The 6,097-nt window shown below is 56.6% G+C and carries 5 protein-coding genes, 1 tRNA gene and 2 rRNA genes (1 of these 8 only partly in view); 4 read left to right on the top strand and 4 right to left on the bottom strand.

Annotated features, from left to right (window positions below; translation table 11 throughout):
- The 3 genes from ACFX5Q_RS29620 to ACFX5Q_RS29610 all read left to right on the top strand — a co-directional run.
- A 23S ribosomal RNA gene (locus ACFX5Q_RS29620) occupies positions 1–1,855 on the top strand; it begins 943 nt to the left of the window's first position.
- Between the two features lie 96 nt (positions 1,856–1,951).
- Positions 1,952–2,066, top strand: a 5S ribosomal RNA gene (gene rrf, locus ACFX5Q_RS29615).
- A gap of 130 nt (positions 2,067–2,196) precedes the next feature.
- Positions 2,197–2,273: transfer RNA gene (locus tag ACFX5Q_RS29610), tRNA-Met, on the top strand.
- Here the strand turns inward: ACFX5Q_RS29610 and ACFX5Q_RS29605 are convergent.
- The 4 genes from ACFX5Q_RS29605 to ACFX5Q_RS29590 form a co-directional block, all read right to left on the bottom strand.
- Positions 2,230–3,927, bottom strand: coding sequence for a recombinase family protein (locus ACFX5Q_RS29605; protein WP_404283636.1), 1,698 nt, complete (start codon positions 3,925–3,927; stop codon positions 2,230–2,232). The genes ACFX5Q_RS29610 and ACFX5Q_RS29605 overlap by 44 nt on opposite strands.
- Before the next feature lie 21 nt (positions 3,928–3,948).
- The gene (locus ACFX5Q_RS29600; protein WP_145723142.1) at positions 3,949–4,329 is read right to left on the bottom strand and encodes a type II toxin-antitoxin system HigA family antitoxin; all 381 of its coding nucleotides are present in this window, start codon (positions 4,327–4,329) and stop codon (positions 3,949–3,951) included.
- Positions 4,319–4,642 (bottom strand): type II toxin-antitoxin system HigB family toxin, encoded by a 324-nt coding sequence (locus tag ACFX5Q_RS29595; protein ID WP_404283586.1) that lies wholly within the window; start codon positions 4,640–4,642, stop codon positions 4,319–4,321. Before ACFX5Q_RS29595 ends, ACFX5Q_RS29600 begins: the two co-directional genes overlap by 11 nt.
- Positions 4,643–4,761: 119 nt before the next feature.
- Positions 4,762–5,025 (bottom strand): hypothetical protein, encoded by a 264-nt coding sequence (locus ACFX5Q_RS29590; protein WP_404283585.1) that lies wholly within the window; start codon positions 5,023–5,025, stop codon positions 4,762–4,764.
- A 286-nt stretch (positions 5,026–5,311) separates the two neighbouring features.
- On the opposite strand from ACFX5Q_RS29590, the gene ACFX5Q_RS29585 reads away from it, so the two are divergent.
- On the top strand, positions 5,312–6,094 hold the full coding sequence (locus ACFX5Q_RS29585) for a helix-turn-helix domain-containing protein (protein ID WP_404283584.1): 783 nt from the start codon (positions 5,312–5,314) through the stop codon (positions 6,092–6,094).
- Positions 6,095–6,097 lie beyond the last annotated feature (3 nt).

The following is a 6,097-nucleotide window of genomic DNA, read 5'->3' as shown; positions in this document are numbered from 1 at the left end:
TAACCAAACTCCGAATACCTGGGAGTACTAGTCGGCAGACACACGGCGGGTGCTAACGTCCGTCGTGAAAAGGGAAACAACCCTGACCTACAGCTAAGGTCCCCAAGTTATGGCTAAGTGGGAAAGGATGTGAGGATCCCAAAACAACCAGGATGTTGGCTTAGAAGCAGCCATCATTTAAAGAAAGCGTAACAGCTCACTGGTCTAAATAAGGGTCTTTGCGCCGAAAATGTAACGGGGCTAAAGCCATACACCGAAGCTTAGGGTTCGTAGCAATACGAGCGGTAGCGGAGCGTTCTGTAAGCTGATGAAGCCGTACCCGTGAGGGGCGGTGGAGGTATCAGAAGTGCGAATGCTGACATGAGTAACGTAAGGGGAGTGAGAGACTCCCCCGCCGAAAGACCAAGGGTTCCTGCTTAAAGTTAATCTGAGCAGGGTTAGCCGGCCCCTAAGACGAGGCGGAAACGCGTAGTCGATGGGAACCACGTTAATATTCGTGGGCCTGGAGGTAGTGACGGATCATTGAGGTAGTCCAATCTTATCGGATTGAAAGGGCTGCTGCGTGGTTCCAGGAAATAGCTCCTCCTTATAGACCGTACCCGAAACCGACACTGGTGGTCTGGTAGAGTATACCAAGGCGCTTGAGAGAACTATGCTGAAGGAACTCGGCAAATTGCACGCGTAACTTCGGAAGAAGCGTGACCCTTTTCTGCGCAAGCAGAGGAGGGTGGCACAGACCAGGGGGTAGCGACTGTTTATCAAAAACACAGGGCTCTGCGAAGTCGCAAGACGACGTATAGGGTCTGACGCCTGCCCGGTGCTGGAAGGTTAAGAGGAGGGGTGCAAGCTCTGAATCGAAGCCCCAGTAAACGGCGGCCGTAACTATAACGGTCCTAAGGTAGCGAAATTCCTTGTCGGGTAAGTTCCGACCTGCACGAATGGCGTAACGACTTCCCCGCTGTCTCCAGCATAGACTCAGTGAAATTGAATTCCCCGTGAAGATGCGGGGTTCCTGCGGTTAGACGGAAAGACCCCGTGCACCTTTACTATAGCTTTACATTGGCATTCGTAGTGGCATGTGTAGGATAGGTGGTAGGCTTTGAAACCTGGGCGCCAGCTCAGGTGGAGCCACCCTTGAAATACCACCCTTATTACTATGGATGTCTAACCGCGGCCCGTTATCCGGGTCCGGGACAATGTATGGTGGGTAGTTTGACTGGGGCGGTCGCCTCCTAAAGAGTAACGGAGGCGCGCGATGGTGGGCTCAGAACGGTCGGAAATCGTTCGCTGAGTGCAATGGCATAAGCCTGCCTGACTGCGAGACTGACAAGTCGAGCAGAGACGAAAGTCGGTCATAGTGATCCGGTGGTCCCGCGTGGAAGGGCCATCGCTCAACGGATAAAAGGTACGCCGGGGATAACAGGCTGATGACCCCCAAGAGTCCATATCGACGGGGTTGTTTGGCACCTCGATGTCGACTCATCGCATCCTGGGGCTGGAGCAGGTCCCAAGGGTATGGCTGTTCGCCATTTAAAGCGGTACGTGAGTTGGGTTCAGAACGTCGTGAGACAGTTCGGTCCCTATCTGCCGTGGGTGTAGGAATATTGAAAGGATCTGTCCCTAGTACGAGAGGACCGGGATGGACGGATCTCTGGTGGACCTGTTGTGGCGCCAGCCGCATAGCAGGGTAGCTATATCCGGACGGGATAACCGCTGAAGGCATCTAAGCGGGAAACCCACCTTAAAACGAGTATTCCCTGAGAACCGTGGAAGACGACCACGTTGATAGGCCGGGTGTGGAAGAGCGGCAACGCTCGAAGCTTACCGGTACTAATAGTTCGATCGGCTTGATCGTTCTCATTCCTTATGCCCATTGAGGCGACAATCCTGTGGATTGCGCCGAGATGGATGGCACAGAAAACAGCTTCTCGAACAACGTGCGTTTTGCCGACCTGGTGGTTATGGCGGAGCGGCTGCACCCGATCCCATTCCGAACTCGGCCGTGAAACGCTCCAGCGCTGATGGTACTTCGTCTCAAGACGCGGGAGAGTAGGTCGCTGCCAGGTCTGCCAAACGCACGTTGAAAAATCTTCTCCTTACGATTAGGCCCGCCATACGGGATTTTGGGCCGCGCAAGCGGCCCTTTCATTTGGCGGCGCTTGAATCCGGTAAGTTTCGGCTTACTTCTAAGGTTGACGCGGGGTGGAGCAGCCCGGTAGCTCGTCAGGCTCATAACCTGAAGGTCACAGGTTCAAATCCTGTCCCCGCAACCACCGATCCAGACACTCCCATGAGCCCAGCTCCGGGAGTGTTCTTTTTTGTAGCCCTTCCAGTCGTCTGCCGCTCGGTCCAGGCGAGGATCGTGCTCAGTTCGCCGTACAGCGTGGCGTCAACTACGCCTCGGCGTGTGCCCGGGCGTAGCTCGATCTTTTCGATGAGGCTGTGAATGGCGTCTGCCGCTTCTGCCCGATCCTCCGTGCGGTTGAGAGCTTCTGTCAGCCTTCCAATTTTCTTTGCATAGATATGCGCGGCGTTCGGCAGTCGGTCCGGCACATCGTTGGGCACTTCCGTAAGCAAGATGGAAAGTTCGGCCTTACGAGCTTCTAGTGTCCCGATACGGTCCTTCAGCTTGAGCGGGGGTAGGCCGGCGAGAATCGCGTCGACCGCTTTCTCCAGTTCCCGTTCTGTCTTTTCAAGTTCTGCGCGCCAAGCCTGGGCGTTAGTGCGTCGTTCGCGATTGAGGCGGTTCGTTTCCTCCGCATAAGCGCGCATCGCCTCTGATGCCACCTCTGGCGCCATCATTCGATCCTTCAGGCCCGCCAACACGCGTTCTTCGAGTTCAGAACGTGCAATGGTTCGGCTGTTTGAGCAAGAACCGTTGCTTATATGCGCCGAGCAGGCGAATCGGTTCGCGCCCCGTAGCGAATATGGGCCCCCGCACCAGCCGCAGAAGATTAGGCCCGATAGGAGCGACTTCGGACGGCGTGCGCCATTGAGCCGATTGTTGGCAAGATGCTCGCGCACCGCGTCGGTAACATTGGCAAATTTGGTGGAGATATCGGTTTGCCGCCGCTTCACCGCTTGCCACAATTCGTCCTCAAGGATGCGTAGGTCTGGCACATTGCTGATGATCCACTCGGATTCTGGGTTGAGGCGCGAGACGCGCCGGCCGGTCGACGGATCCTTCAGGTAGCGCTGGCGATTCCAGACCAGCCGCCCGATATAAAGCTCATTGTTGATGATACCAGTGCCACGCTTCAGGTGACCTCGAATGGTCGTGTCGTTCCAGAGCTTTCCCTCGGGGCCGGGGACGCCCTCGTCGTTAAGAGCTTTGGCGATCGCACGGGGTCCGACCCCGTTTGCAAAGTCCCGGAAGATCCGCCGGACGATATGTGCTTGATGCACGTCGATCTCGCGATCGCCGCGGATTGGGTCGCCGTGCACGTCCAACTTCTTAACAAGGCGATAGCCATAGCAAATGCCACCGCCGGATTTGCCGTTCTCGACGCGGCCGCGCAGTCCCCGATGGGTCTTGGCGGCAAGGTCTTTCAAGAACAGGGCGTTCATGGTGCCCTTGAGGCCGACATGTAGCTCGCTGATCCTGCCCTCGGCGAGCGTCACAATCGAAACGCCAGCAAAATTGAGATGTTTATAGAGTGTCGCGACGTCGGCCTGGTCGCGGCTGATGCGATCCAAGGCTTCCGCCAGCACTATGTTGAACAACCCCCTTTGGGCGTCCTGCAAAAGCATCTGGATGCCTGGCCGAAGGATCATGCTTGCGCCCGAGATGCCGGCGTCCTTGTAAGTACTGACGATTTCCCAATTCTCGCGCTTTGCCTGCTCTCTGCAAACGTGGAACTGATCCTCGATCGACGCCTCACGCTGATTGTCGGTGGAATACCGTGCATAGAGTGCGATCCGGGTCATAGGTTGGTCTCCTATCTGCTTTCAGGCTGCCTCCTCACGACGAGTTGGCCGAATCAAAACCTCTGCCGAAATGCCAAGCTTGTCGTGCAGATTGCGGATCATCTCAATGGACAGCCCCCGCTTGCGATTGAACACCTCGGCGATGCGGTTGCGGGTTCCTATCATCGGCTCTAGATCTTTTCGGGTCAGGCCTTGCTGCTCCATGCGAAAACGGATCGCCTCGATCGGATCGGGCGGATCCATCGGATAATGCTTGGTTTCGTACGCTTCGATCAGCGTGGCCAAGACATCCAGCCGATCGCCTTTCGGTGTGCCGCCCTTGGCCCCCCAAAGCCGTTCGACTTCGGCAAGCGCTGCCTCGTAGTCCGCCTCGGTGCGGATCGGCTTGAGATCAGTTGCCATGCTTCACCTCCGTCACGTCGATCTTATCGTAAGCCGTGTGGGTGCCGATCCATTTGATCCAGGCGATGCCCTTCTCAAAATCAACCGACACCACGAGGCGATAGTCATTGACTTTGATGTTGAAGACGATCCGCTCGGCGCTGACGATGCTTGCCGTGGCGTAGTGCTTCTTAACGTCGGCAGAACTCGCCCATGCAACTTTGCTGACTTCATCGAACCAGGCATCGAGCGCGGCCTTGACCGCCGGCTTTTCTTTCTGCCCTGACAGGCCCTCGACGAATTCCCGCAAGCTGCGGCGGGCGATGATCCTCATTGTTTTCTCATTATCATGGTCCCATTATGGGATCAAGGCGGTCGCGCGATCTACCAACAGACCATAACTTTCATCGAGCAATTATGCCCTCAGCATAGAGGCGAAGACTTCCTGGGCGATCAGTGTCCCCGATCGCTCGCCTTCGTCTTTTGGGGGACTTCCTGCGTCGCGTCGAACTGTTCTCTTGCCATCTGTCGACCAATCAACCGGGCAAGGCGAAGCAAGGCTCGATCGAGGGCGGGAGCTTGCTTAGGCTTCACTACTTCGGTCCGGATCTTTTCTGTCTTGACGGCCACGCATTTGCTCCAGCCGGAAATCGGATGGCAAGCATCAAGACCCAGGAAGTAGTGCACGAAAAGAGGCGCAAAGCGCTTGTGCGGCATTGCGGCGGCTATAGCGTAGAGATGGGAGGGTCGGCGTTCTGCTCTGGAAGTCCGGAGTTTGCTGTTCGATCCCGCATTCTTGGGAATGTCGCCGCGTGCTCCAGTCCGATATCGAATGACCGGCGCTCAACCTCTCTGCACCCGAACGGTATCAGAGGGCGCTAGGATCTCTCCCTGAGGGGCAACTGAACCCGATCGGGATCAAAGTCACCTGTGATACCGTTCGGGATCGATCCTCCTTGAAAAACTGGAGAAGTAAGCTTATGTTCCCGATCGGGAGCAAAACATGGTCAAGAGAACGCAATCTACGCGCGCTAGCAGCGCGACAGACATCGCAAAGCTGCTTGCGCAGGCAGGTCCTGCCCAGGATCTGACCAAACTTGTCACGGATGTCAAAGCATCTGGCGATGCCTTCAGAAACGCCGGTCGGGCCCTGTCGCGCCATAATAACACGATGAAAAACTCTTTGAACGCGGGAGAGATCGCCAAGGTGCTTTCCCAGATTCCTTTAACCCGAGACCTGGCGAAACACATTGCAGACATCAATGCTTCCAGCGAAGCGCTCAAAACGGCCAGTAAAGACTTATCGCGTCGTGATGAGGCCATCAGGAATTCACTGAACGCGGCGGGGACCGCCGAGGCACTTTCCCGCGTCAATGCTCTGGCGGACCTGACCAAACAACTGACCGACGCAATACCCCAGGTCAATCTGAAGCTTCCTGGTGTTTCGGAACTCATCACGGCCGCCTTGCCCAGAACGCTTCCCGACGCTTATCTGCTTCGCAGCACCGAGACCAACGATGAAGACGAGGGAGCCGGCGCGGCCTCACCGCGCCCTGGCGGGACGGATACCTTAGGGCTGGAGATCGTCTCTGCCTCAGATATTGGGCGGGTAGTCCGGCGCGCTCGCGAGGTCCGGCATCTCTCGCAGCAGAGTTTTGCTGACCTTGCTGGAGTGGGGCGCAGGTTTTTGTCCGAACTGGAAAACGGCAAACCCACACTTGAACTGGGTAAGGTCCTGAAGGTCGCGCAAGCAGCCGGCATATCGCTGCTTGCTCGGGAGCGCTGATAC

This window comes from Mesorhizobium sp. IMUNJ 23033 (genome assembly GCF_044778005.1).
Classification (GTDB): Bacteria; Pseudomonadota; Alphaproteobacteria; order Rhizobiales; family Rhizobiaceae; genus Mesorhizobium; species Mesorhizobium amorphae_A.
Note: the sequence above shows the minus strand (reverse complement) of the source record. Positions and strands in the feature narration are given on the sequence as shown.